This window comes from Ornithinimicrobium tianjinense, from assembly GCF_014636495.1.
GTDB lineage: Bacteria > Actinomycetota > Actinomycetes > Actinomycetales > Dermatophilaceae > Ornithinicoccus > Ornithinicoccus tianjinensis.
Window position 1 is genome coordinate 605343 of record NZ_BMEM01000001.1, and the last position, 20955, is coordinate 626297.

Below are 20955 nucleotides of genomic sequence, written 5' to 3' on the forward strand. Positions count from 1 at the left end.
CGCCGACGCCCGGCCCACGTAGGATCCGGCGTCGTGGATCTCTACGACGCGATCAACCGCCGCCGGGACACCCGGGCCGAGTTCACCGGCGAGCCCGTGCTGGAGGAGACCCTCGCGCGCGTCCTCAGCGCCGCACATGCCGCGCCGAGCGTGGGGCTGAGCCAGCCGTGGGACTTCGTGCTGGTGCGAGATCTCGAAACGCGGCGCCGCTTCCGTGACCACGTGCTGCAGGAGCGCGAGGTGTTCGCCGGCACTCTGCCCCCGGAGCGGGCGGGCACCTTCTCGCGGATCAAGGTGGAGGGGATCTGCGAGGCCAGCTTGGGCGTCGTGGTGGGCTACGACCCGGGTCGCGGTGGCCAGCACGTGCTCGGGCGGCACGCGATCGCCGACGCCGGTCTCTACTCCGTGTGCTGCGCCATCCAGAACCTCTGGCTCTCGGCGACCGCTGAGGGCCTCGGGGTGGGCTGGGTCAGCCTCTACCGGGAGGACTTCCTCCGTGAGCTCGTGGGGCTGCCGGCGCACGTGCGCCCGGTCGCGTGGCTGTGCCTGGGCACGGTGGCCGACCTGCCGGACATTCCTGACCTGGAGCGGCACGGCTGGCGTCACCGCTCGCCGCTCGAGACCGTCGTGCACGAGGGCCGCTACCGCGGCGCCGGGCCGCAGGCCACCAGCAGCTGAACCTGGCGCGACCCCGCTCCTGCGGGCCGCGCGCGGTCAGGTTCACTCGATCGCGGGCTTCCTCCGAGTGGCGAGCAGCAGAGGCACGACGACGGCGGCCACCACCAGAGCCAGGATCGTCGCCGAGATCGGCCGGGTCACGAACGTCGACCAGTCGCCGTCGCTGATGACCAGCGCGCGGCGCAGGTTGAGCTCGAGCAACGGCAGCAGGACCGCGGCGAGGATCGCGGGGGTCAGCGGGAAGCCGGTCTCCTGGAGGGCATACCCGATCAGGCCGATGACCAGGAGGACGAGCAGGCTGTAGAAGCTGAAGGTCAGCGCGTAGGCGCCGATGAAGGTGAACGCCAGCACCCCCGCATAGAGCAGCGGTGGCGGGACCCGCAGCAGCTGGACGAAGATCCGGACCATCGGGAGGTTGAGCACCAGCAGCATCGCGTTGCCGATCACCATGCTGGCGATGATCGTCCACACCAGGTCGGGGGAGCGGGTGAAGAGCTGGGGACCCGGCTGCAGGCCGTACATCTGGAAGACGAAGAGCAGCAGCGCGGTGGTGGCCGAGCCGGGGATCGCCAGGGCGAGCATCGGCACCATCGCGCCGCCGACCCCGGCGTTGTTGGCGGTCTCGGGACCGGCGACGCCCTCGATCGCGCCCCGGCCGAAGAGCTTCCTGCGCTCGGGCAGGGCGACCTTCTTCTCCACCGCGTAGGAGGCGAACGAGCCGAGCGTCGGGCCGAGACCGGGCAGCAGCCCGGCCATGAACCCGATGAGCGTGCCGCGCGCATAGGGGGCCGCCGACAGGCGCAGGTCCTCGCGCGACATCCACGCGCGCTGGGTCGACAGGCGCTCCGGAACGTCACGCTCGCGCAGGGCCAGGTGCCGGATCGCCTCCGGCACCGCGAAGAGGGCCATCGCGATCAGCGCGATGTTGAGGCCGTCGGAGAGCTCGAGGGAGCCGAACGTCCACCGCGGCACCGTGTCCTGAGGGTCCAGCCCCACCACGCCCAGCGCCATGCCGACCAGGATCGAGACCAGCGCCTTGAGCCGCGACCCGGTCATCAGGGTGCTGGTGAGCAGCAGGGCGCCGAGCAGGAGCGCGGCATACTCGGCCGCGCCGAAGGCGGTGGCGAGCTCGACGAGGACCGGGGAGAGGAAGACCAGGCCGAGGACGGCGATGGAGCCGCCGATGAACGAGCCCACGGCGGCCGTGGCCAGCGCGGGGCCGGCGTGGCCGCGGCGCGCCATCTCGTAGCCCTCGAGCGCGGTCACCGCGGAGGCCACCTCCCCCGGCGTGCGGATCAGGATGGAGGTGATCGAGCCGCCGTACATCGCGCCGTAGTAGATCCCGCACAGCAGGATCAGCCCCGAGGTGGGCTCCATCCCGAAGGTGAGCGGGATGAGCAGCGCGATCGCGGTGATGGGGCCGAGGCCGGGCAGCACGCCGACGACGGTGCCGACCAGCACGCCCACGAAGACCCACATGAGGTTGACGGGCGTGACGGCGGCGGCGAGGCCGGTCAGCAGGCTCTGGAGAGCGTCCACGAGAGAAATCCTTGGAAGTGGTCCGGGTGAGCTCAGCCGAGCAGACCCGCGGGCAGGACCACCGCGAGCACCTCGGTGAAGAGCAGGTAGACGGCGCCGGAGAGCGCCGCGGCGAAGACCCAGTTGCGGATCCACCTGCGCGGGTCGACGAAGGTGGTGATGGTGCCGAGGAAGAGCGTGGTGCTGAGGACGAACCCGAGCGGGATGAAGACCAGCGCGTAGGCGACCAGCAGGGCCAGGACCACGAGGAGGCCGCGGAGGGGGACGGGCGGCTCGTCGGGGTCGAGCAGCTCCATCACGGCGTCGTCGTCCTCGCGCAGCAGGGCCTCCTCGACGCCCTCGTCGTGGCGCCGGGTCGCGGTCAGCACGAGCAGGACGCCGCACAGCAGGAGACCGACGCTGACGACGAGGGGGAGCACGCGCGGGCCCAGGCCCGGGCTCTGCCGCACCGGCTCGGGGATGGCGAACGCGGCCACAAGCAGGACCGCGCCCGCCGCCGCGACCGCCGCCCCCGCCAGACGCTCCGTGCGTCGGCGGGAGGCGACGGTCGTGGCGGTCGGGGCCGTGCTCATCCGCCGCTCACGAGGGCGTACCCCTCGTCGACCTGCTGCTGGGTCTTGTCGAGGTAGCTGGTGAGGTCCTCGCCCTTCATGAACTGGGTGGTCCACTGGTTCTTCTCGGCGGTCGCCTTCCACGACTCGGACGTCGAGAGCTGCTCGATCGCGTCCTGCCAGAAGGCGACGGCCTCCTCGGGCATCTCCGGCGGGCCGTAGAAGCCGCGCCAGTTGGCGATCGTCACGTCGTAGCCGAGCTCGGCCGTGGTCGGGGCGTCGAGCCCCTCGATCGGCTCCTCCGCGAGGACCGCGAGCGGGCGCAGCTCGCCGGACTCGAGCAGCGGGAGGAACTCGCTCACGCCGGCGATGGCGAGCTGGACGTCGCCGGCCAGCAGCGCGGTGGACTGCTCCCCGCCGCCCTCGTAGGTGACGTAGTTGATGGTCGTCGGGTCGCCCTCAGCCTCGTTGACGATGAGGCTGAACGGGAACTGGTCGTCGGTCGCCGCGCCGACAGGCACGCTGCCGGGGTCGTCCGCGATCGCCTTGAGGGCGGAGTCGAGGTCCTGGTAGGGCGAGTCCTTGGGGGTGACGACGATGAAGTGCTCGGCCGAGAGCGCCGCGATCATCGTCACGTCCTTGTAGGAGTAGGGGGTCTGGCCCATGGCGGTGTTGACGTTCATCGCCATCGAGGTGACGGCGATCACGTCGTCCTTGCCCTTCTGCTGCTCGACCATGTCGGCGAGGAAGACGGTGCCGACGGCGCCCGGCTTGTTCTCCACCGGCAGCGGGGTGGTGACGATCTTCTCCTTGGCCAGGTCGGCTGCGACGGCTCGCGCCGTCAGGTCCCAGCCGGACCCGGGGTCGGCGGGGGCGATGACCTTGACCGGACCCTTGGGGTAGTCCCCGGCCGCTGCGTCGTCGGCGCCGGAGTCGGCGCCGTCGCTGCCGCACGCGGCCAGGGTGAGGGCGGTCGCCGAGACGACTGCCGCGAGGGTGTGTTTCCTCATCGTGCTGCTCCTTCGTTGGGGGTATGAGGTGTCGCCGGCAGCTCCTGCCGGTCCGGGGCGGGGAGGAGTCGCCAGGAGGGGTCCGCGCGGACCAGGGCGCTCTCCAGGGGGTGGTCGACGAGCGGCGCGACCGGGTCGCGGGCGATCGTCAGGAGCGCGTCGAGGTCCACCCCGGTCTCGACGCCCAGGAGCGCGAGCAGGTGGACGAGCTCCTCGGTGGCGATGTTCCCGGTCGCGCCGGGGACGAACGGGCAGCCACCGAGCCCGCCGACCGAGGAGTCGAAGGTCGTCACGCCCGCCGCCAGGCCGGCCAGCACGTTGGCCATCCCGAGCCCGCGCGTGTTGTGCAGGTGGAGGGTGACGGACATCTCCGGGAGCTCCTCGCGCAGCCGGCGGGAGATGTCGAAGACCCGGGCAGGGTCGGCCAGGCCGGCGGTGTCGGCGACGGTGAGGTGGCGCACGCCGGCGTCGGCGTACCAGCCGGCGACCTCGGCGATCCGCGCGAACGGTGGGTAACCCTCGAAGGGACAGGCGAGCGCGGTCGCCATACCTCCGACGACGGTGACCTCCGGGTGGTCGGCGGCGAGCTCGAAGACCGGGCTGAGCCGGTCGAAGGCCTCGCGGGTGGGGCGGTTGCTGTTGGCCCGGCTGTGGGCGTCGGTCGTGGAGAGCATGGTCTCCCACGTCGTCGCGCCGGCGGCGAGCGCCCGCTCGGCGCCCTTGAGGTTGGGCACGAGGACGTCGTAGTCGACGCCGGGCGCGCGCGTGATGCGGGCCAGCACCTCGGCGCCGTCGGCGAGCTGGGGCACGGCGTCGGCGCGGACGAAGGAGGTCACCTGGACCGCGCTCAGGCCGGTGGCCGACAGCGCGTCGACGACCGCGACCTTGTCGTCGACCGGGATCAGGGTGGTCTCCAGCTGGAAGCCGTCGCGGGGACCGACCTCGTGGACGGTGACCCGCTCGGGCAGCTCGAAGGGCAGGTGCGCGGCACCCCCCGTGTAGGCCACGGCCTCCTGTGCCGTGCGGGCGCCCCGGTGCTCTACCGCGGTCATGTCAGACGACTCCTTGGGTGCGAAGGTCGGCGATCTCCTCGGCGGAGAGCCCCAGGTCGGCGAGCACCTCGTCGGTGTGCTCGCCGAGCAGAGGGCCGGCGCTGCGGACGCCGCCGGGGTTGTCGTGGAACTTGGGGACGACGCCGGGCACCGTGATCGGCCCGAGCGTCGCGTGGGTGACGTCGACGAGCATGTCGCGGGCCTGGTAGTGCTCGTCCGCGAAGATGTCGGCGACGCTGTAGACCGCGGACGCGGGGACGGAGAACTCGTCGAGCCGGGCCTCCACCTCGGCGCGGCTGAACCGGGCGGTCCACCCGGCCACGATGGCGTTCATCCTGTCCCGCCGCTCCAGGCGCGCCCGGTTGGTGCTGAACTCGGGGTCGGTCAGGAGGTCCTCGCGCTCCATCGCGGCCGCCAGGCGGGCGAACGTGCGCTCGGTGCTGGTGACGATGACGACCCACTCGCCGTCCCGGGTCTCGTAGATGCCCGCCGGGGAGGAGGCGGCGAGCTCGTTGCCGGTGCGCTCCCGGACCGTGCCCAGCACGTCGTGCTCGGCCACGACGACCTCGAGCATCCGGAACATCGACTCGTAGAGCGCGACGTCCACCTCGTCGGGGCCGCCGCCCTCCTTGAGCTGGTAGAGCGCGGCCAGGGCGCCGAGCGCGGCATACATGCCGGTGAGGTAGTCCACGAGGGAGACGGAGGGCAGCACCGGGGGACGGTCCGGGAAGCCGCTGATGTGCGCGAAGCCGCTGTAGGCCGTCGCCGGGGTGCCGAAGCCGACCTTGTCGGCGTGCGGGCCGGTCTGGCCGAAGCCGGAGACGTGGACGACGACGAGGTCGGGGTTGGCCTCCCGCAGCCGTTCGATGGGCAGACCCCAGCGGCCCAGGGTGCCGGGGCGGAAGTTCTCGATGAGGACGTCGACGTCGGGCAGCATCCGCAGCAGCAGCTCCTGCCCGGCCTCCTGCCGCAGGTCGAGGGTCATGCTCCGCTTGTTGCGCGCCGCGGCCGCCCACGTCAGCGAGACGTCGCCGGAGAACGGCCCGAGCGCGCGCAACGGGTCACCGACGCCCGGCAGCTCGACCTTGAGGACGTCGGCCCCCATGTCTCCCATCAGCGCCGCGGCGAAGGGGCCGGCGAAGACCGTGGCCAGATCGAGCACGCGCAGGCCGCCGAGCGGCCCCGGGCTCTTCGTCGAGCTGTTCCCTGCCATGCGTCCTTGTCTCTCAGCCAGGCGCGTCCAAATAATGGATCAACGTTTTGGAATGTGGAGAGACTAGCGGCCCCGGCAGAGGCGCACAAGGGGTCGGCGAAAACTTGTGAGGATGGCTTGCCGTTACGGCAGGTGGAGGCGCGGTGCGGCAGGTGGAAGGCGCGGTGCGGCAGGGTCGGCGCGCGGTGCCGGCGGGAGGGGCGGAGGGCGTCAGGGCGCCCCGGCGAGCGCGGCGGTCAGCGCGGAGCCGAGCCGCCCAGGTCCTCGGTGATGGCGGCGGCCGTGCGCCGCAGCCCGTCGGCGACCTGACGCCGGTGCGCCGCGTCCTTGAAGCGGGTGCGGGTGCCGGAGGCGACGAGCAGCGCCACCACCTCGCCGGAGCGGTCGAAGATCGGGGCGGCGCCGGCGCCGGTCTCGACGTCGCGCTCCCCGTAGCCGATGTCGTAACCCTGCCGCCGGATGGTCGCCAGACGCTCCAGCAGCTCACCCTCGTCGAGCTCGTCGCCGGCCTCGGCCGCGCTCGCTCGGGCCAGCGCCAGCGCGCGGTCCTCCGGCAGCCAGGCGAGGATCGGGCGGGCGGACGCACCCTTGTGGACGGGCAGCGGCACGCCCACCTGCGCGGCCGCGCGCACGGTGCGGGTGCTGGCCTCGAGGTGGACAGGGACGCGGCTGTGGCCTTCCCTGACCTGCAGCTCCACGGTCTCGTTGCACTCCTCGCGCAACCGCACCATGTGCGGGCGGGCGACCGCGACGATGTCGAGCCGCTGGGCCGCCAGATGGCCCAGGTGCAGGAGCCTCAGCCCGAGGCCGTAGCCCCGGCCGCTGGGCACCAGCAGCCCCTGGGCCGCCATCGCCTTCATCAACCGGTATGCCGTCGGCGTGGACATCCCCGTCGCCCGCGCCGCGGTGGTCGGGTCCAGGCTGTCGGTGCGGTCGTCGAACAGGGCGAGGATCGCCATCACCTTGTCGAGCACGCCGACGTCCGTGGTCACCACGGGCGCCATCCTGTCATGGCGCGACCGCCAGTCCGTCGAGCCGGAGCGGGTGGCGCTCACCGCGCGAGCAGCCCGCCGAGGTCGCCGCGGGTCGTCGTGGGCAGCCCCTCGCGGCGGGTGGCCTCGAAGCGCTCGATGGCCGCGAGGTGGCGCAGGGTGAGGTCCACGTCGTCCAGGCCGAGGAGCAGTCGGCGGCGGTCGTCCTCGCCGATCGGGAACGTCCAGCTCCGCCCGCCCGCGCTGACGGTGCGGTCCTGCAGGTCCACGGTCACCCGGGTGGCCGGGTCGCGCTCGGCGAGGTCCCACAGCACCTCGACCGCACCGAGGTCGAGCCGCACCGGGAGCAGGCCGTTCTTGAGCGCGTTGCCGTAGAAGATGTCGCCGAACCGCGGTGCCACCACCGCCCGGAAGCCCCACCCGGTGAGCGACCACACGGCCGACTCCCGCGAGGACCCCGTGCCGAAGTCGGTGCCGGCGACGAGGACGGTCGCGCCGGCGTGCTCGGGGCGGTTGAGGACGAAGTCGGGGTCGTCGCGCCAGTCGTTGAAGAGGTTCTCGCCGTAGCCCTCGACGGTCGGCCGGGTCAGGAAGCGCACCGGGATGATCTGGTCGGTGTCGACGTTGCTGCGGCGCAGCGGCGCCATCGTGGCGGTGTGGGCGGTGAACGGCTGCATCAGGCCTCCAGGTCCTCGGGTGCGCACAGGTGGCCGGCGACGGCGGTCGCGGCGGCGACCGCGGGGGAGACGAGGTGCGTGCGCGCGCCCTTGCCCTGCCGTCCCTCGTAGTTGCGGTTGGTGGTCGACGCCGCGCGCCGGCCGGCGCCGAGCCGGTCCTCGTTGACGGCGGCGCACATGGAGCAGCCGGCGTGCCGCAGCTCGATGCCCGCTGCGGCGAACACCTCGTCCAGCCCCTCGGCGCGGGCCTGCTCGCGGACGGCCTCGGAGCCCGGCACGAGGATGACCTCGACCCCGTCGGCGACCCGGCGACCGCGCAGCACGTCGGCCGCCTGCCGGAGGTCCTCGATCCGGGAGTTGGTGCACGACCCGATGAAGACGGCGTCCACGGGGACCTCACGCATCGCGGTGCCGGGGGCCAGCCCCATGTAGTCCAGGGCCCGCTCCGCAGCCTGCCGGAGCACGCTGTCCTGCTGGGTGGCCGGGTCCGGCACCACCCCGTCCAGCGGGACCGCCTGGGCCGGGTTGGTGCCCCACGTCACGTGCGGCCTCACCGTGCTCGCGTCCAGGTGCACCTCACGCTCGAAGACGGCGTCCGGGTCGGTCCGCAGCGTGCGCCAGTAGGCCTCCTCGGCCGGCCACCGCTCCGCGCTGGGCGCATGGGGCCGACCCCTGAGGTAGGCGAAGGTCGTCTCGTCAGGGGCGATGATCCCGGCGCGCGAGCCGGCCTCGACCGTCATGTTGCACACCGTCATCCGGGACTCCATCGACAGGGCGGAGATGGCCTCGCCGCGGTACTCCACGATGCGGCCCTGGCCGGCGGCGGTCCCGATCTGGCTGATCAGGGCCAGCACCAGGTCCTTGGCGGTCGAGCCGGCCGGCAGGACGCCGTCGACGGTCACGCGCATGTCGCCGGGGCGCCGCAGCGGGAGGGTCTGGGTGGCGAGGACATGCTCGACCTGCGTGGTCCCGATGCCGAAGGCGAGGCAGCCGAAGGCGCCGAGGGTCGTGGTGTGGGAGTCGCAGCAGACGACGGTCATCCCCGGGTGCGTCAGGCCCAGCTCGGGGGCGATGACGTGGACGATCCCCTGTCCCATCTCCCCGAGGCGGTAGTGAGGTATGCCGTGCCGTTCGCAGTTCTGTCGCATCAGCTGCACCTGGTGCCGCGCCGCGGGGTCCTCGATCTGTCGTCGGATGTCGCGGGTCGGGGTGTTGTGGTCCTCGGTGCCCAGGGTGAGCTCGGGTCTGCGGACGCGCCGTCCGGCCCGGTCCAGCCGGTCGAAGGCGACGGGGGTGTTGAGCTCGTGGAGGAGGTGGAGGTCGATGTAGAGCAGGTCCTCCTCCCCGGCCTCGCCCGTGGGGACGACGTGGGAGCGCCAGAGCTTCTCGGCGAGGGTGGTGCCAGCCATCTCGGTATCCATCATCCGGAGGAAAGTTCGAATAATGGAAAGTGTAGCCATGCTCAGGCGGGCGCGCGTGCCACCGGCCAGCGCCGCCCGCCCGGCGAGCCCTACGCCCGCCCGACGGGCCGAGAACTACGCTCGTCCCGATCCGCAGCAGCGGTGCGCCAGCGAGGAGGCAGGGATGTACGTCAGCGGAGGCAGGCTGCGCACCGGCCGTCGGGACGGTCACCTCGTGGAGGACCTGCCCGCCCTGCGCAAGGTCGTCCCGCACCTGATGGCCACCCGTCTCGAGGGCACCATCTACTACACCCAGCACCTCGACGTCGAGCACCTGATGGACTGGCTCGACGAGGTCAACGCGGGGCTCGTCGCCGACGACCCCCGACGCGTGAAGTTCTTCCACGTCTTCCTCACGGCCTACGCCCGGCTGTTCCGGGTGCGCCCCGAGCTCAACCGCTTCATCTCCGGCCGCCGTACCTACGAGCACCGCGAGATCTCCTTCTCCTTCACGGTCAAGCAGGCCATGACGGAGTCGGCCCCCGACCTGCAGGCCCGCATCGTCTTCACCGGCACCGAGACGGTGGAGGAAGCGCGGGCACGGGTCGAGGAGGTGGTCACCAGCGCCCGCGCCGGGACGCAGTCGGAGGACGACCCGCTGACCGACGTGCTCGTCCGACTGCCGGTTCCCGTGGTCGCCGGCATCGCACGCGTGGCGTGGACCCTGGACGCGGCCAACCTGCTGCCGCGCTTCCTCCAGGACGCGGTGCCGGTCTACGCCAGCTCCTACCTGGTCAACCTCGGTTCCCTGGGTGGCAACGCCCCGTTCCACCACCTCTACCAGCGCGGCACCGCCAGCATCTTCACCTCGATCGGCACGATCGAGCCCGAGCCGGTGGTCGACGCGTCCGGACAGGTGGTCGCCCGCCGCCGGGTGGACGTGGTCTACACCGTCGACGAGCGCGCCACCGACGGCTTCTACCTCGTCCGGTCCGCCGAGCTGCTCCAGTCGATGCTGGCCGACCCGGAGTCCCTCACCCGGCCCGTCCGGGACGGCTGACGCGGGCGGTCGATGAGTTCGGGGTATGCGGTGCAGTCTCACCTCATACCCGGGAACGCCCCGGAGCGCGTGACGGGAAGGTGCTGCCGTGCAGGAGCTCACCGTGGACCTGATCATCTCCCTCGACGGCTACGCCTCGGCCGCGGACTGGCCGGGGCTGTGGGGCTACTGGAGCGCCGAGTACCTCGCCTGGCTGGAGGAGGACCCACCCACGCAGGTCGTCACCCTCATGGGTGCGAAGACCTACCGGCTGATGTCGTCGATGGCGGCGGGCGCGGCGGGCAGCGCGCAGGAGAACGAGGCGATGGCGCCGCTGACCGCGGGTCCCAAGATCGTCTTCTCCTCCACCCTGACCGACCCCCTGAGCTGGGCGAACGCCCGACGCGTCGACGGGGACGCGGCCCAGGAGGTGCGTCGCCTCAAGGAGGAGTCGGACCGGCCGCTGCGGACCCTGGGGAGCATCAGCCTGTGCCGTGACCTCCTCCTCGCCGGGCTGGTCGACCGCTTCCGGCTGGTGGTCTTCCCGGTCATCACCGGGGCCAGCGGCAGCGAGCGGATCTTCGACGGCTACCCCGACGTCCGGCTGGAGCTGCTGCAGAGCCGGACGTTCGAGATGGGCCTGCAGCTGCTGGAGTACCGGCCGACGGTGCTGGACGGGCCCCCGGGGACGGCGTAGGTCAGGGCGTCAAGGATCGTCAGCGTCAACTGTCGGCCGCGCCCGACCGGACCGGGACGTGGCCCGGGACCGCGGTCCAGCCGAGGTAGCTGCCGTCGAGCTCGACGACGTCGTAGCCAGCGCGGCGCAGCGCGCTCGCGGCCACGCTGTTCCGCACGCCGGACTGGCAGTAGGTGACGATCGTGCCGTCCTCGGGCAGCTCGTCGAGGTGCCACATGACCCGCCCGCCGGAGAGCTGGACGGCACCGGGGAGGTGACCCTCGGCATACTCCGTGCGGTTGCGGACGTCGAGGAGCATCGCGCGGTCCAGGCCGTCGAGCTCCTCCGGCTGCACCAGGGGAGGGCGGACGAGATCTAGGCCGTCCAGGGTGGTGACGAACCCGGACGCCGTGTCGATGCCGACCCGGACCAGGTGGTCACGCAGCGCCTCGGCCTCGTCGGCGTCAGCCGCCAGCAGCACCAGCGGACGCCGCTCCGTCTCGGGGTCGTAGACCCACGCGCCGTAGCTGGCGGCCTTGGCGACGCCGGGGATGTTGAGCGAGCCCGCGACGGTGCCCTCGTGGACGTCGTCGTGATGACGGGTGTCGACCAGGATCGCGGTGTCCTCGGCGAGAGCGCCGGCGACCTGCTCGGGCGTCTGCTCCTGGAGCGGGGACAGCTCGCCCAGCAGGGCCGGGCCCACCTTGTTCTGGTGCTTCATGCGGGCGAAGTAGGCGTGCGCGTCGGGCTGCCCGCTGAGCAGCTCGTCGACGAAGCCCTGCTCGTCGTCGGCGGCGAGGTGGCGAGCCCACCAGGCGAAGGTGCGCTCGTAGCCCACGGTGGTGGCCGCGATCGCGCCGAGCGCCTTGCCGCAGGCGGAGCCGGAGCCGTGCGCGGGAAGGACCTGGACGTAGTCGGGCAGGGTGAGGAACCGGTCGCGCAGGCTGGCGTAGAGGTCGCGGGCGCCGGCGAACCGCGTGTCGACGAAGCCTGCGGCCTCGTCGAGGAGATCGGGTCGACCGAGGTCGCCGACGAAGACGAAGTCACCGGTGAGCATGAACCCCGGCTGGTCGGCCTGGGCTCCGTCGGTGACGAGGAAGGAGAGGTGCTCGGGGGTGTGGCCGGGGGTGTGCACGGCCTCGATGGCGATGTTGCCCAGGGTGATGCGGTGCCCGTGCTTCATCCGCACGGCGCCGTCGAAGTCGGGCCCGTAGGTCCAGTCCGGGCCGCCCTCGTCGGAGAGGTAGACCCGCGCGCCGGTCGCGGCCGCCAGCTCGCGGGTGCCGGAGAGGTAGTCGGCGTGGATGTGGGTCTCGGTCACGCCGACGATGCGCATGCCGTGCTTGGCGGCCAGGTCCAGGTAGACCTGCAGGTCGCGGCGCGGGTCGACGACCAGGGCCACACCGTGGGCCTGGCAGCCGATGACGTAGCTCGCCTGCGCGAGATCCTCGTCATAGATGCGCTCCAGCAGCATGGGGGTGCTCCTCGGTGGTGGTGGAGGTAGTGGGTGGGGTGGTGGGTGGGTCGGTCAGCGGCCGAACAGGCGGGCGAAGATCCCGCCGCGCTCGCTGGCCGCGGCGGCCGGGTCGGCCTGGGTGTGCGTGCCGTCGCACCACTGGGAGGCCGGGACGGAGCTCTTCACGCTCGCGACGTGCTGGCCGCAACCGGCCCAGGTGGTCTTGCCGCAGGTCTTGCAGTTCACTGCTCTGCACATGGGGGTCAGCCTTTCATACGGAAGAATACCCAGGGGGGTATGTCGTTTGTCGCCCGAATATACCCCAGGGAGTATGATGGGTGTCAAGCCGGGCGGCAGCAACGCCTGTCCGGTCGTCGATCCGAGAGGAGAGCCGGCGATGTCCACCACCATGGCGCACGACGCCGAGAGCAAGCGCAAGATCGTCAACCGCCTCCGGCGCGCCCAGGGGCAGCTGGCGGCCGTGATCGAGGCGGTCGAGAACGACGCGCACTGCCGCGACTCCGTCCAGCAGCTCTCCGCGGTCTCCAAGGCCTTGGACCGCGCCGGCTTCCTGATGATCTCCACCGCCCTGCAGGAGTGCCTGGCCGATCCTTCCGGCGACGCCGACGTGGCGGAGCTGGAGAAGCTGTTCCTGTCGCTCGCCTGAGCCGTCCCGAGGAGGTGACCATGGAGCTGCCGCTCGCGCAGGACGACCTCTGCGTGGCCCGGGTCCCCCTGTTCCGGGGCCTGACCCGGACCGAGCAGGAGCACGTCGCGGCGCTGGCACGACCCACGCGGATCACGAGGGGCGAGGCCTTGTACATCCCAGGAGCGGATGTCTCGCAGCTCATGGTGGTCCACACCGGCCGGCTCAAGATCTCCCGCGTGGGGGTCGACGGCCGGGAGCAGGTCGTCCGCGTCCTGGAGCCCGGCGACTTCGTCGGGGAGTCCGCCTTCCTCACCGGGGCGCGGCCGGACCACCAGGCCGTGGCTCTCGAGGACGGCAGCCTGTGCGTCTTCAGGCACGGTGACGTGGCTGCCCTGGTCCGCGAGCACCCCAGCATCGGGCTGCACATGCTGCAGGAGCTGAGCAGGCGGCTGGAGGAGACGGAGGCCAGGCTCGCGTCCGTGGTCTCGCTCGACGTGTCCGCCCGTCTCGCGGACTACCTGCTGGGCCTGCCGGCGCGCCGCAGCGCCGACGGGCTGACGGTCCGTCTCCCGCTGGCCAAGAAGGACATCGCCTCGCTGCTCGGCACGACGCCGGAGTCGCTGAGCCGTCAGCTCCGCAGGCTGGCCGAGGCCGGGCTGGTCAGCGAGCACGGGCCGGGCCTGGTCACGATCGCCGACGTCGACGGCCTGCTCGCGCTCTCCGGCGACGACTGACGGCGCCCCGCGGTCCAACGCAGCCGGACTTGACCCTGCACCCGGGTGCAGGGACGACGCTGGGCGCATGAGCCACACCACCTCTCGCACCGTCGTCCGCGCCTCCGCGATCTACGACCTCGTCATCGCCGCACCTTTCGCCCTGCCCTGGACGGCGGTGTGGGCCTTCGGGGCCCTCGGCCTCGCCCACGACGGTCTCGGGCTGACCGGGTCGCTCCCGTCCGCGGCCGACCCGTTCACCGTCCTCTTCGCCAACCTCACCGGCAGCCTGGTCGTCGTGTGGGCCACCGTGCGCACCGTGCGGCCCGACCACGTCCTCGGCGCGGCGGACGTCCTGGCCCGGCTGCTCTTCTCGCTCGCGATGGTGGCGGCCCTCGTCGCGGGCGCCTCGCCCGTCGTCCTCGGCTTCCTCGTGCCGGAGGTCGGCTGGCTCGTGGTCCAGGCGCTCGCCCTCGCTGGACCCCTCCGCGCCGCCGGTGCGCCGTCGCGACCGAGCGCCACCTCGGAGCCGGCGCCTACGCTCGCCCCGTGATGATCTCCGAGCTGGCCTCGCTGGCGGGTGTCAAGGTCTCGACGGTGCGCTACTACGAACGGGAGGGGCTGCTCGAGGAGCCGCTCCGGACCTCCGGCGGCTACCGCTGCTACGACGCCGAGGACCTGCGCCGCGTCCGGTTCCTGCGGCGCGGGCAGGAGCTCGGGTTCACCCTCCGCGAGCTCGTGCAGATCACCGAGCTCTCGTCGGGCACCCGGCGCGGAGAGGTGCCAGGCGGCGAGGTGGCAAGGCGCGGCGCGGCCAAGCTGGCCGAGCTCGACGCGCAGATCGCGGACCTGCAGCGCGTCCGCTCCGCGCTCGACTCGCTCCTGTCGCCGGGCGGCTTCGACCCGGCGGGCCCGTGCCCGGTGGTCGCCGCGCTCGCCGGCGACTGAGGCGTCTCAGGCCCTCGGCGGGGCGGTCGAGGCCCTGACGACGAGCTCGGGGGCGAGCCGCAGCGACGAAGGGCGGCCGCCGTCCAGCAGGTCGAGCAGTGCTGCCATGGCACCCCGGCCCACCTCGACCAGCCGCGAGTCGACCGAGGTCAGCGGCACGGGCATCGAGGCAGCCATCGGGAGGTTGTTGTAGCCCACCAGCGAGACGTCGTCCGGGACGGACAGCCCGCGCTCGCGCAGCGTCCCCACCGCGCCCAGTGCCACGTTGTCGCTCGCCGCGAAGATCGCCGTGACGTCGGGAGCGGCGTCCAGCAGGACGGCCGCGGCCCGCGCGCCCTCCGTGACGCTGAACCGGCACGGGACGACCGCGTGCTCGGGTATGGCGATCCCGGCCTCCGCGCACGCGTCCAGGAAGCCTCGGGCCCGCTCCACCCCGGTGCTCGCGCGGTCCTCACCGGCGATGACCCCGATGCGGCGGTGCCCGAGGGACAGCAGGTGCTCCGCGGCGAGCCGGCCACCGAGCAGGTCGTCGGTGCCCACGTTGAGGCCGGTCGGGAGGCAGCGCAGGGCCAGCACGTAGGGCACCCCCGCCTTGTCCAGGCGGTCCGCGGCGTTGGAGCCGAGCAGGGAGTCGGCGAGGATCACCCCGTCGACCTGCCGCCCCAGCAGCAGGTCGACGCGCTGCTCGCGCAGATCGGCATCGTCCAGGGTGTTGGCCACGAGGGTGACGTAGTCCGCCTCCATCGAGGCGAGGTCCACGCCCTCGTAGACCGTGGCCAGGACCTCGTCCGTCAGGCGTGGGACGAGCATGCCCACCACCGACGAGCGCCCCGTCCGCAGTGCCCGCGCGGTGAGGTTGGACCGGTAGCCGCGCTGCTCCGCCAGCCGGCGCACGGACTCGACCGTCGTCGCCGAGACACGTCCCGGGTCCCCCGAGAGGGCGCGCGAGACCGTGGACACGTGCAGCCCGAGCTCGGCCGCGAGGCTGGTCAGGGTCGCCCGGCTGCGCGTGCCTGGTCCGTCGAGGGTCATGAACAAAGTGTGCCTGGACCATTGACGAGTTGCCAAACGTTTGGTTCACTTGCGCAAACGTTCTTGCTCAGACCTTCCTGAGCCGAGCAGGCCGACGCCCGTCGGTCCCCGACCGGGAACGTGACCGAGGCGAAGGAGCTGGTGGCGGTATGAGCCGGTCGTTCCGTGACCCGAGCGTGGATGCCGGGCGGGTCGAGGCGGGCCTCCGCACGCTCGCCGGCGTGGTGGAGCCGGACCGGCCGGGGTGGACGCGCACGGCGCTCGGCCCGGTCGACCGTGAGGGACGCGAGACCGTGCGCCGCTGGATGGTCGACGCCGGCCTGGAGACGACGCTCGACGGGGCCGGCAACGTCGTCGGCCGCCTGCGCGGCACCGGGTCGGGGCGCAGCCTCATGGTGGGATCGCACACCGACACCGTCGTCGGGGGCGGCCGCTTCGACGGGATCGTCGGGGTGGTCGGTGCGATCGAGACCGTGCGGGCGCTCCAGGAGGCCGGCGTCCGGCTGGCCCACGACCTGGTCGTCGTCGACTTCTTCAACGAGGAGCCCAACGAGTTCGGGCTCAGCTGCGTCGGCTCGCGAGCGATGGCGGGCGAGCTCACGACCCACCACCTCGGCCTCTCCGACGACCACGGCCGCACGCTCGCCGACGCTCTGGGTGCCGTCGGCATCGACGCCTCCGCCCTGCTCGGAGCCCGCTACGACTTCAGCGGGGTCGACGCCTTCGTCGAGCTGCACATCGAGCAGGGGCCGTACCTCGAGCAGCACGGCAGCCAGATCGGGCTCGTCGAGTCGATCACCGGCATCTCCCGCTTCCGGGCGCTCTTCCAGGGTCGCGCCGACCACGCGGGGACCACCCCGATGGACGTCCGGCACGACGCCGGGTGCGCCGCGGCGGGCACGGTCCTCGCGGTCGAGCGCATCGGCAGCGGCGGCGACCGCACCAAGGGCACGAGCGGGCAGGTCACCTTCACCCCGGCGGCCACGAACGTGGTCACCGCCCACGCCGAGTTCCGCGGGGAGTTCCGCGGTCCCGAGGCCGAGTGGCTGCACCACGCCCAGGACCGGCTCACCGCCGCCGCCCAGGAGGAGGGCGGCAGCCGCGGGGTGCAGGTCGAGGTGGACTGGCTGCCGCTGCAGGAGCCCGCCCCGATGGACGAGTCCGTCGTGGGCACGCTCGCCGCGGTCGTCGACGGACTGGGCCTGTCCTCCTCGCGGCTGTTCAGCGGCGCCGAGCACGACGCGGCCGTCATCGCCCGGCAGGTGCCCGCCGGCATGCTCTTCGTCCCCTCCCGCGACGGGCGCAGCCACTGCCCCGAGGAGTGGACCGACCTCGACGACATCACGGCCGGCATCACGGCCCTCACCCAGGCGCTGGTCGCCCTCGACCAGCGAGGACGCCGATGACCGCCCCCCACCTCGTCCCGCTCCACGCCGTCAGCATCCGCGGCGAGGACGCCCGCGAGCGCGGCCGGAACCGGGGCGGCGCCCTCGCCGGTGCGGTCGCGCAGACCTCTCGTGCCTACGCCGAGCTGTTCGGAGAGCTGGGCATCGGCGAGGTCGACCAGCGCGAGGCGGCGCTGGCCTCGCTGCAGGCGCTCCGCGCCTGGGACCCCGAGCAGTATGCCGAGCTGACCGGGATCGCGGAGGGTGCCGGTCTGGACCTGCTCGAGGTGGGTCGCACGGTCGCCCGCACCGAGATCCTCACCCTGGCCCCCGCCGCGCCGGGGGAGTGCTCCACGCTGGCCCACCAGGCCGACGGCGCCACGGTCTCGGCGCAGACGTGGGACTGGTACGACCGGTTCTCCGGGTGCTGGCACCCCCAGCGGGTGGAGCCGCTGGGCGGGGAGCAGGCGCACGCCGGGTTCAGTGAGTACGGCATACCGGGCAAGATCGGCCTGAACGCCGCGGGCGTCGGCGTCCACCTCAACATCCTCAAGCACCGCGACGACGCGCCGGGTGGCGTGCCCGTGCACGCGGTGCTCTCCCGGGTGCTGACCCGGGCGACCTCGGTCGCCGAGGCGGTCGAGATCGTCAGGTCCGCGGCCACGACCTCGTCGTCGGTCGTCACCGTCGTCTCGCCCGACCGCGTGGCGATGGTGGAGATCTCGCCGGTCGGCGTCTCCGTCCTCGACGGGCCGGGGTGGCAGGCACACACCAACCACTTCCTGGCCGAGGACCGGCAGGAGGGGGCGATGCTGCTGGACCCCTCCTCGAACACCGCCGACCGGCTGGACTTCCTCGAGCAGCGGTCGGCCGGGCGCCCCGCGCCGCGCAGCGCGGAGGACCTCGTCCCCCTCCTGTGCTCGCCGCTGGAGCAGCGTGGTGTCGCGCTCCTGCCGGACGAGACCCTGCCCGCCGCCGAGCGGCTGGCCACCCTCGTCACGGTCCGGACCGATCCGGTCCGACGACGGATCAGCGTGAGCGCCGGCGTCCCCCAGCGCGCCTCGCAGGCCAGCGTCACCTACCAGCTCTGACCCCCACCCGGCCGTGCACGCACGGCATACCCCGAAGGAACCACCCACACCCATGAAGGCCCTCTCATGAACCTGTCCCAGAGCACGACGTCGCAGATCAGCGCCGTCGCCAACTCGCCCCTGCTGTGGATCCTCGCCGTGGCCGTCCTCGGCGTCGTCCTGCTGCAGTCCTACGTCTACATGCGCGCCGTCCGGGCCAACGCGGCCGGCGCCGACATGACCCAGCGCGAGGTCTTCCAGGCCTTCCGCGCCGGAGGCGTGGCGGCCATCGGCCCGTCCCTGGCCGTCGTCCTCGTCGCGATCGCGCTGCTGCCCCTCTTCGGCACCCCGCCGATCCTCGTGCGCATCGGGCTCATCGGCTCGGCCGCCACCGAGACCGCGTCGGCCTCGATCGCCGCCGGCACCGTGGGCGCCAACCTCGGTGACGCCTCCTACACGCCGGACGTCTTCCTCATCGCCCTCATGGCGATGAGCCTGTCCGGGGCGTGCTGGATGATCTCGACCCTGATCCTCACCCCGATCCTGGCGCGCGGCGAGAGCGCGCTCGCCCACGTCAACCCCGCCCTGATGGCCATCATCCCGGCGGGCGCGCTCCTCGCGGCGTTCGCCGGGCTGACGGTCAACGAGCTGCCCAAGTCCACCATCCACATCCTCGCCACCGTCGTCTCGGCCGTCATCATGGCCATCTGCCTCTGGGTCGCGCGGCGCCTCAACCAGGCCTGGCTGCGGGAATGGGCCCTCGGCTTCTCCATCGTCGGCGGTCTCATCGCCGCCTACATCGCGACCAACTGAAAGGGGAGCTGCGATGAAGACCACCTACTCCGCCGACCAGGACGCCCTGTTCGCCGCCTACACGCGCACCACCAACACCTGGGGCCGTCTCACCCTCTTCGTCGGCTTCGTGATCGCCACCGCGATCCCGTTCATCGTGATGTTCACGACCGACCTGGACGTCACCGCCGGACAGATCATCACCGCGTTCATCGCCGTCGCGGCCGTCTACGGCGCCTTCTACGTCATCGAGCCGATCACCTACTACCCGATCCTCGGTACCGCCGGGATGTACCAGGCCTTCCTCATCGGCAACATCGCCAACAAGCTGGTGCCCTCGGCGATCGTGGCGCAGTCCACCATCGGGGCCAAGCCGGGCACCCGCAAGGCGGCCTATGCGGCAACGGCAGCCATCTCCGGCGCGGCGGTCGTCCACGTGACGTCGCTGCTGCTGCTCGTCGGGGTCCTCGGCACGTGGATCGTGAGCATCATGCCGCCGTCGATCACCGAGGTCGCGCGCGTCTACATCCTCCCTTCGATCCTCGGCGGCGTCATGGTGCAGCTCATCGCGACGCTGAAGCAGGTGAAGGCGACCGCCATCTCGATCGGCGTGGCGCTGCTCGTCATCCTGCTGCTGGTCCCCAACACCCCCAAGCTCGTGTCGTCGTTCCAGATCGCGATCTGCGTCGTGCTCACCGTCGCGATCGTCTGGTTCACGCACGGCGCCAAGGACGACGACGAGGACAGCGCCCTCATCAACTAGGCCACGCCAGGCCTGACGTCCGCACCTACCCCTAGTACGCACCCGAAGGAGACCCATGGCACTGGCTGCCGCGCTCACCCAGGACCTCGACGCCAACCTTGAGACCCTGGTCGAGCTCTACCAGGACTTCCACCGCGCTCCGGAGCTGTCGATGCAGGAGCACCGGACCGCCGAGCGGATCAGCGCGCTCATGCAGGAGCGCGGCTACGAGACGTTCATCTGCGGAGGCACCGGTGTCGTCGCGACCCTGGCCAACGGGGACGGCCCGGTGATCGCCTACCGCGCCGACACCGACGGGCTGCCGATCGAGGAGGACACGGGCGCCGACTACGCCTCGACCGCCCGCGGCACCCTGGCCGACGGCACCGACGTGCCGGTCATGCACGGGTGCGGGCACGACACCCACATCACCGTCGGCCTGGAGACGGCGCGCCTGCTCGCCGACCACCGCGACCTGTGGTCCGGCACCGTGGTCTTCCTCTTCCAGCCGGGCGAGGAGACCTCCGCCGGCGCGGCCGCGATGCTCGAGGACGGCCTCTGGGACAGGGCTCCTCGGCCCTCGGCGGTCTTCGGCCAGCACGTCTGGCCCGCCAGGGCCGGGACGATCGCGGTCTCCGTCGGCACCGCGATGGCGATGGCGGACTCGCTGGAGGTCACGGTCCGCGGCCGGCAGGCGCACGGCTCGCAGCCGGAGAACAGCATCGACCCGGTCGTGCTCGGCGCCTACATGGTCACCCGCCTGCAGACCGTGGTGTCCCGCGAGACGTCCGCGCGCGACATGCTCGTGCTGACGATCGCGACCTTCCACGCCGGGCTGAAGGAGAACATCATCCCGGACAAGGCGGTGTTCACGATCAACATGCGCTCCTTCGACGAGGACGTCCGCGCCAAGGCCCTCGCGGCCATCGAGCGGATCATCCACGCCGAGGCGGCCGCGGCGGGCGCCCCGGAGCCGGAGATCCGCAAGATGTACGACTTCCCGCGCTGCTACAACGACCCGGACCTCACCCGGCCGTTGCTGGACGCGTTCCGGGAGGAGCTGGGCGAGGACGCCGTCGTCGAGTCCGACGCCGTCACCGGGTCCGAGGACGTCGGCCGGTTCGGCGACGCGATCGGGGTGCCGTACACCTACTGGTTCTTCGGCGGTCACAAGGCCGAGTCCATCGAGGCCGGCGTCCCCGGCAACCACTCGCCGATGTTCCTGCCCGACGACCCCGCGACGGCGTTGCGCACCGGCACCCGGGCCGCGCTGACGGCGCTGGTCTCGCACCTGCAGAAGTAGCCACCCCGCCGCGGCGCCCGCACCCGGGCGCCGCGGCC

23 protein-coding genes are annotated in these 20955 nt (G+C 72.3%); 12 read left to right on the top strand and 11 right to left on the bottom strand.

The annotated features are described in order from the left end of the window. Window positions 1-33: 33 nt before the first annotated feature. A complete protein-coding gene (gene bluB, locus IEV65_RS02870) occupies window positions 34-678 on the top strand; it encodes a 5,6-dimethylbenzimidazole synthase (protein WP_188428087.1) in 645 nt (214 codons plus the stop codon). A gap of 42 nt (window positions 679-720) precedes the next feature. Here bluB and IEV65_RS02875 read toward each other — a convergent pair whose 3' ends face one another. The 8 genes from IEV65_RS02875 to leuC form a co-directional block, all read right to left on the bottom strand. Next, complete coding sequence (locus IEV65_RS02875; protein ID WP_229734819.1) at window positions 721-2217, bottom strand: tripartite tricarboxylate transporter permease; 1497 nt, start codon at window positions 2215-2217, stop codon at window positions 721-723. A 32-nt stretch (window positions 2218-2249) separates the two neighbouring features. Further along, window positions 2250-2789 (bottom strand): tripartite tricarboxylate transporter TctB family protein, encoded by a 540-nt coding sequence (locus IEV65_RS02880; protein ID WP_188428088.1) that lies wholly within the window; start codon window positions 2787-2789, stop codon window positions 2250-2252. Beyond that, a complete protein-coding gene (locus IEV65_RS02885) occupies window positions 2786-3778 on the bottom strand; it encodes a tripartite tricarboxylate transporter substrate binding protein (protein WP_188428089.1) in 993 nt (330 codons plus the stop codon). Before IEV65_RS02885 ends, IEV65_RS02880 begins: the two co-directional genes overlap by 4 nt. Further along, the gene (locus IEV65_RS02890; protein WP_188428090.1) at window positions 3775-4830 is read right to left on the bottom strand and encodes a hydroxymethylglutaryl-CoA lyase; all 1056 of its coding nucleotides are present in this window, start codon (window positions 4828-4830) and stop codon (window positions 3775-3777) included. Before IEV65_RS02890 ends, IEV65_RS02885 begins: the two co-directional genes overlap by 4 nt. Window position 4831: 1 nt before the next feature. Further along, the gene (locus IEV65_RS02895) at window positions 4832-6043 is read right to left on the bottom strand and encodes a CaiB/BaiF CoA transferase family protein (protein WP_188428091.1); all 1212 of its coding nucleotides are present in this window, start codon (window positions 6041-6043) and stop codon (window positions 4832-4834) included. Between the two features lie 236 nt (window positions 6044-6279). After that, on the bottom strand, window positions 6280-7038 hold the full coding sequence (locus IEV65_RS02900) for an IclR family transcriptional regulator (RefSeq protein WP_188428092.1): 759 nt from the start codon (window positions 7036-7038) through the stop codon (window positions 6280-6282). Between the two features lie 56 nt (window positions 7039-7094). Beyond that, window positions 7095-7712: a 3-isopropylmalate dehydratase small subunit gene (gene leuD, locus IEV65_RS02905; RefSeq protein WP_188428093.1), complete on the bottom strand. Its 618-nt coding sequence runs from the start codon at window positions 7710-7712 to the stop codon at window positions 7095-7097. Then, window positions 7712-9121: a 3-isopropylmalate dehydratase large subunit gene (gene leuC, locus IEV65_RS02910; RefSeq protein WP_229734821.1), complete on the bottom strand. Its 1410-nt coding sequence runs from the start codon at window positions 9119-9121 to the stop codon at window positions 7712-7714. Before leuC ends, leuD begins: the two co-directional genes overlap by 1 nt. A 175-nt stretch (window positions 9122-9296) precedes the next feature. Between leuC and IEV65_RS02915 the strand changes: the two genes are divergently transcribed. After that, window positions 9297-10172 (top strand): 2-oxo acid dehydrogenase subunit E2, encoded by an 876-nt coding sequence (locus tag IEV65_RS02915; RefSeq protein WP_229734822.1) that lies wholly within the window; start codon window positions 9297-9299, stop codon window positions 10170-10172. An 88-nt stretch (window positions 10173-10260) separates the two neighbouring features. Continuing rightward, window positions 10261-10848 (top strand): dihydrofolate reductase family protein, encoded by a 588-nt coding sequence (locus IEV65_RS02920; protein WP_188428096.1) that lies wholly within the window; start codon window positions 10261-10263, stop codon window positions 10846-10848. A gap of 25 nt (window positions 10849-10873) precedes the next feature. Here IEV65_RS02920 and IEV65_RS02925 read toward each other — a convergent pair whose 3' ends face one another. Further along, window positions 10874-12301 carry an MBL fold metallo-hydrolase gene (locus tag IEV65_RS02925; RefSeq protein WP_188428097.1) on the bottom strand — a complete coding sequence of 476 codons (1428 nt, stop codon included), beginning with the start codon at window positions 12299-12301 and terminating at the stop codon, window positions 10874-10876. A gap of 54 nt (window positions 12302-12355) precedes the next feature. Then, window positions 12356-12541 carry a DUF8730 family Cys-rich protein gene (locus tag IEV65_RS02930; protein WP_188428098.1) on the bottom strand — a complete coding sequence of 62 codons (186 nt, stop codon included), beginning with the start codon at window positions 12539-12541 and terminating at the stop codon, window positions 12356-12358. A gap of 139 nt (window positions 12542-12680) precedes the next feature. On the opposite strand from IEV65_RS02930, the gene IEV65_RS02935 reads away from it, so the two are divergent. The 4 genes from IEV65_RS02935 (at window position 12681) to IEV65_RS02950 (ending at window position 14593) form a co-directional block, all read left to right on the top strand. Next, entirely contained in the window at window positions 12681-12950 is a 270-nt protein-coding gene (locus tag IEV65_RS02935) for a metal-sensitive transcriptional regulator (protein WP_188428099.1), read from the top strand. A gap of 20 nt (window positions 12951-12970) precedes the next feature. After that, window positions 12971-13666 (top strand): Crp/Fnr family transcriptional regulator, encoded by a 696-nt coding sequence (locus IEV65_RS02940; protein ID WP_188428100.1) that lies wholly within the window; start codon window positions 12971-12973, stop codon window positions 13664-13666. A 67-nt stretch (window positions 13667-13733) separates the two neighbouring features. Continuing rightward, window positions 13734-14198, top strand: coding sequence for a hypothetical protein (locus IEV65_RS02945; RefSeq protein ID WP_188428101.1), 465 nt, complete (start codon window positions 13734-13736; stop codon window positions 14196-14198). Further along, window positions 14198-14593, top strand: a complete 396-nt coding sequence (locus IEV65_RS02950) for a MerR family transcriptional regulator (RefSeq protein WP_229735042.1) — start codon at window positions 14198-14200, stop codon at window positions 14591-14593. The genes IEV65_RS02945 and IEV65_RS02950 overlap by 1 nt, the downstream gene beginning before the upstream one ends. Window positions 14594-14599: 6 nt before the next feature. On the opposite strand, the gene IEV65_RS02955 is transcribed toward IEV65_RS02950, so the two are convergent. Beyond that, entirely contained in the window at window positions 14600-15625 is a 1026-nt protein-coding gene (locus tag IEV65_RS02955) for a LacI family DNA-binding transcriptional regulator (RefSeq protein ID WP_188428103.1), read from the bottom strand. Between the two features lie 149 nt (window positions 15626-15774). Here IEV65_RS02955 and IEV65_RS02960 point away from each other — a divergent pair, with 149 nt between their 5' ends. The 5 genes from IEV65_RS02960 to IEV65_RS02980 all read left to right on the top strand — a co-directional run bounded on the left by IEV65_RS02960 (window position 15775) and on the right by IEV65_RS02980 (window position 20917). After that, a complete protein-coding gene (locus IEV65_RS02960; RefSeq protein ID WP_188428104.1) occupies window positions 15775-17031 on the top strand; it encodes a Zn-dependent hydrolase in 1257 nt (418 codons plus the stop codon). Continuing rightward, the gene (locus IEV65_RS02965; protein WP_188428105.1) at window positions 17028-18101 is read left to right on the top strand and encodes a C45 family autoproteolytic acyltransferase/hydrolase; all 1074 of its coding nucleotides are present in this window, start codon (window positions 17028-17030) and stop codon (window positions 18099-18101) included. The genes IEV65_RS02960 and IEV65_RS02965 overlap by 4 nt, the downstream gene beginning before the upstream one ends. A gap of 66 nt (window positions 18102-18167) precedes the next feature. Beyond that, window positions 18168-18893, top strand: a complete 726-nt coding sequence (locus IEV65_RS02970) for a DUF5058 family protein (protein ID WP_188428106.1) — start codon at window positions 18168-18170, stop codon at window positions 18891-18893. A 13-nt stretch (window positions 18894-18906) separates the two neighbouring features. Next, window positions 18907-19635 carry a hypothetical protein gene (locus IEV65_RS02975; RefSeq protein WP_188428107.1) on the top strand — a complete coding sequence of 243 codons (729 nt, stop codon included), beginning with the start codon at window positions 18907-18909 and terminating at the stop codon, window positions 19633-19635. A gap of 55 nt (window positions 19636-19690) precedes the next feature. Continuing rightward, entirely contained in the window at window positions 19691-20917 is a 1227-nt protein-coding gene (locus tag IEV65_RS02980) for an amidohydrolase (protein ID WP_188428108.1), read from the top strand. Window positions 20918-20955: the final 38 nt, after the last annotated feature.

Excerpts from the sequence above, each read along its gene's own strand:
- IEV65_RS02880 (WP_188428088.1), bottom strand. The coding sequence starts at position 2,789 with ATGAGCACGGCCCCGACCGCCACGACCGTCGCCTCCCGCCGACGCACG.
- IEV65_RS02885 (WP_188428089.1), bottom strand. The coding sequence starts at position 3,778 with ATGAGGAAACACACCCTCGCGGCAGTCGTCTCGGCGACCGCCCTCACC.
- IEV65_RS02890 (WP_188428090.1), bottom strand. The coding sequence starts at position 4,830 with ATGACCGCGGTAGAGCACCGGGGCGCCCGCACGGCACAGGAGGCCGTG.
- IEV65_RS02895 (WP_188428091.1), bottom strand. The coding sequence starts at position 6,043 with ATGGCAGGGAACAGCTCGACGAAGAGCCCGGGGCCGCTCGGCGGCCTG.
- leuD (WP_188428093.1), bottom strand. The coding sequence starts at position 7,712 with ATGCAGCCGTTCACCGCCCACACCGCCACGATGGCGCCGCTGCGCCGC.
- leuC (WP_229734821.1), bottom strand. The coding sequence starts at position 9,121 with ATGGCTGGCACCACCCTCGCCGAGAAGCTCTGGCGCTCCCACGTCGTC.
- IEV65_RS02915 (WP_229734822.1), top strand. The coding sequence starts at position 9,297 with ATGTACGTCAGCGGAGGCAGGCTGCGCACCGGCCGTCGGGACGGTCAC.
- IEV65_RS02925 (WP_188428097.1), bottom strand. The coding sequence starts at position 12,301 with ATGCTGCTGGAGCGCATCTATGACGAGGATCTCGCGCAGGCGAGCTAC.
- IEV65_RS02930 (WP_188428098.1), bottom strand. The coding sequence starts at position 12,541 with ATGTGCAGAGCAGTGAACTGCAAGACCTGCGGCAAGACCACCTGGGCC.
- IEV65_RS02935 (WP_188428099.1), top strand. The coding sequence starts at position 12,681 with ATGTCCACCACCATGGCGCACGACGCCGAGAGCAAGCGCAAGATCGTC.
- IEV65_RS02940 (WP_188428100.1), top strand. The coding sequence starts at position 12,971 with ATGGAGCTGCCGCTCGCGCAGGACGACCTCTGCGTGGCCCGGGTCCCC.
- IEV65_RS02945 (WP_188428101.1), top strand. The coding sequence starts at position 13,734 with ATGAGCCACACCACCTCTCGCACCGTCGTCCGCGCCTCCGCGATCTAC.
- IEV65_RS02950 (WP_229735042.1), top strand. The coding sequence starts at position 14,198 with ATGATCTCCGAGCTGGCCTCGCTGGCGGGTGTCAAGGTCTCGACGGTG.
- IEV65_RS02955 (WP_188428103.1), bottom strand. The coding sequence starts at position 15,625 with ATGACCCTCGACGGACCAGGCACGCGCAGCCGGGCGACCCTGACCAGC.
- IEV65_RS02960 (WP_188428104.1), top strand. The coding sequence starts at position 15,775 with ATGAGCCGGTCGTTCCGTGACCCGAGCGTGGATGCCGGGCGGGTCGAG.
- IEV65_RS02965 (WP_188428105.1), top strand. The coding sequence starts at position 17,028 with ATGACCGCCCCCCACCTCGTCCCGCTCCACGCCGTCAGCATCCGCGGC.
- IEV65_RS02970 (WP_188428106.1), top strand. The coding sequence starts at position 18,168 with ATGAACCTGTCCCAGAGCACGACGTCGCAGATCAGCGCCGTCGCCAAC.
- IEV65_RS02975 (WP_188428107.1), top strand. The coding sequence starts at position 18,907 with ATGAAGACCACCTACTCCGCCGACCAGGACGCCCTGTTCGCCGCCTAC.
- IEV65_RS02980 (WP_188428108.1), top strand. The coding sequence starts at position 19,691 with ATGGCACTGGCTGCCGCGCTCACCCAGGACCTCGACGCCAACCTTGAG.